This is a genomic window from Nostoc sp., assembly GCF_036917155.1.
Taxonomy (GTDB): Bacteria; Cyanobacteriota; Cyanobacteriia; order Cyanobacteriales; family Nostocaceae; genus Nostoc.
In genome coordinates this window covers 1-2,619 of the sequence record NZ_JBALDZ010000052.1, presented here as the reverse complement: position 1 = coordinate 2,619, position 2,619 = coordinate 1, and the positions used below count along the sequence as shown (strand labels likewise).

The window sequence follows — 2,619 nt, the reverse complement described above, 5'->3', positions numbered from 1 at the left end:
ATTTATAGCTACGGAGCAGCTTTTTTCCATTCTCCTAAAAATGGTGTCATATACTACTATTTTTTAGCGATCGCAAAAGTTTTCGGTCTACTGAAATTATCTCCTCAGCCTGCTGTTTCCTTCTTTACCCTCACCACATAACGAAAAACAACCATGTCCGAAACCTTCAAGCCAAAAAAGATCGCTATCTTAGGCGGTGGAATGGCATCATTAACCACTGCTTATGAATTAACCAGTCAACCAGGATGGGATAATCTCTACGACATTACTATTTATCAAACAGGTTGGCGTTTGGGTGGTAAATGTGCAACTGGACGCAACATCAAACCCCATGCACCTGATTATGAACCCGACTACCGCATCGAAGAACACGGACTGCACATTTTTTTTGGATTTTACGAAAATGCCTTTCGTTTACTCAAGCAATGCTACGACGAACTTGGTGGTAACGGGCCTTTCAGCACCATAGAAGATGCATTCAAACCCCACAGTCTTATCGTCTTAGAAGAATACATCAATCAAAATTGGGTAACTCTGCCTTTTAACTTCCCTACCAATTCCCTAGTCCCCTGGAAAGGTGGCGGCATTTGTTCCCTTTGGGATCATATCTGCACCACCATTAAATTCGTCATTCGGACTTACGCCGGAATTCATAAATACGAACAGTCCTATTCTGCTAAAAGTTTCTCAGCATCTCTTGCCAAACAAATAGTATTAGGTAAAGAGGTAGTGGAATTTTTATCAGATAGTAGTCTCTTGGAGTTTCCTAGCGAGTTGATTCAGTTATTTCTTCAAAAACCCATCTTTTGGGGAGGATGGCTGAACAATATCAACCAATACATTGGCAATATCTTCCAAAACCTAGACTTGACTTCTGAAGGACTTTTCTTAAACCTTGCCCACAACCTAGCTCAATCACTACCCAGAAATCCTAAAACTCATAGACGCGAACATCACCAGTTAATTGTCAAGCTAATAAAGCGCTTTCAAACACACTTGAGCAGTCAGATAGAATCTAAAATCGGACAAAATTCCGAAATCTTTTGGCGCTTAACACTCATCGACCTAGCATTAGCAAATATCCGGGGTTTATTTGTAGATGAGATCATTGATTTTTGTTCCCTAGACAGTTTAGATGAGTACAACTACAAAGACTGGCTAAGAAAACATGGAGCTAGGGAATCAAGCGTTAAATCAGCATTTATTCGCGTCCTATACGATTTAGTATATGGTTTTCCAGAAGGCAATACCAATAAACCACAACTAGCAGCCGGAACAGCTATCCGTGTCCTCACCACCATCTTGTTTAAATACAATGGTGCCATCATGTGGAAAATGCAATCAGGGATGGCGGAGGTAGTCGTCACTCCACTATATGAATTGCTAAAGCGTCGCGGCGTGAAATTCAAATTCTTCCATGTCGCCCAGCAGTTACACTTGGATAAAGATCAGCAATCAATAGCAAGCATTACCTTTGCTCGCCAAGTAAATTTAAAAAATCCAGAGCAAGAATATCAACCACTCATCACAGTTAAAGACATTCGTTGCTGGCCTAATCAACCTCTCTACGATCAGATTGTCGATGAAGAAGCCCAAAAACTCCAAGACCAAGAAATTGACCTTGAGTCACATTGGACACCTTGGCAAAATGTAGACAAAATTACCCTCACCAAAGGCGATGATTTTGATATTGTGCTGCTGGGAATTTCCATAGCCGCCTTACCCTCTATTTGTAGTGAATTGCTCCATGCCAAAAAAAATCCAGCCCATCAAAAATGGCATGATATGTTAAAGCAAGTCAAAACAGTAACTACTCAAGGTGGACAAATATGGCTTAAGCCCACCTTAGCGCAATTAGGATGGCAAAAATCTAGTCCTGTGCTAGGCGCTTATGTTGAACCGCTCGATGTCTATGCAGATATGAGCGAGTTATTACAACGAGAAAATTGGCCTTCTGAGCATTATCCTTATAACCTAGCTTATTTCACCGGCGTAATTGCAGATCCAGGAATTCCTCCCTACACAGAATATAATTTTCCAGCTAAAGCCCAAAAAAAGGTAGAACAACAAGCAATTAACTTCCTCAACAATTACATCGGAAACCTTTGGCCTGATGCTACTCACCCGAAAAATCCCCAAGGTTTGAATTGGGATTTACTAGTAGATTTTCAAAACCGCCAGGGAGTAGAACGCTTTCAAGCTCAATACTGGCGAGTTAACATTAATCCATCAGAACGTTATGTACTGTCTGTACCTGGAAGTACCAAGTATCGACTCAAAACTGATGAATCTGGGTTTGATAACCTTTACTTAGCTGGCGACTGGATTAACAACGGTTACAATTCCGGTTGTGTGGAAGCTACAGTGATATCTGCAATGCAAGCGACACGAGCAATTCTAGACCAATGCTTTCATATAAAATACACCAAAAAAATTATTGGTGAGTGGGATTCTTGGTTCTAAGGGTATGTTCAAATTCATGAGGTACATTTTGACAAACTCAACAAAATGTAGCATTACTTAGTAGACTCGTCCGGAATATGATTTGGGTACAAAAAAATGGTAGAAAGTAAAATTGACCCTCTACCACTACTTTATTAAATGATTAGTACCTTCGAT

The 2,619-nt window shown here is 40.4% G+C and carries 1 protein-coding gene; it reads left to right on the top strand.

Going from position 1 to position 2,619, the window contains the following annotated elements; all coding sequences use genetic code 11:
- The first annotated feature begins 153 nt into the window (after positions 1-153).
- Complete coding sequence (locus V7K67_RS07940; RefSeq protein WP_334731012.1) at positions 154-2,463, top strand: NAD(P)-binding protein; 2,310 nt, start codon at positions 154-156, stop codon at positions 2,461-2,463.
- Positions 2,464-2,619 lie beyond the last annotated feature (156 nt).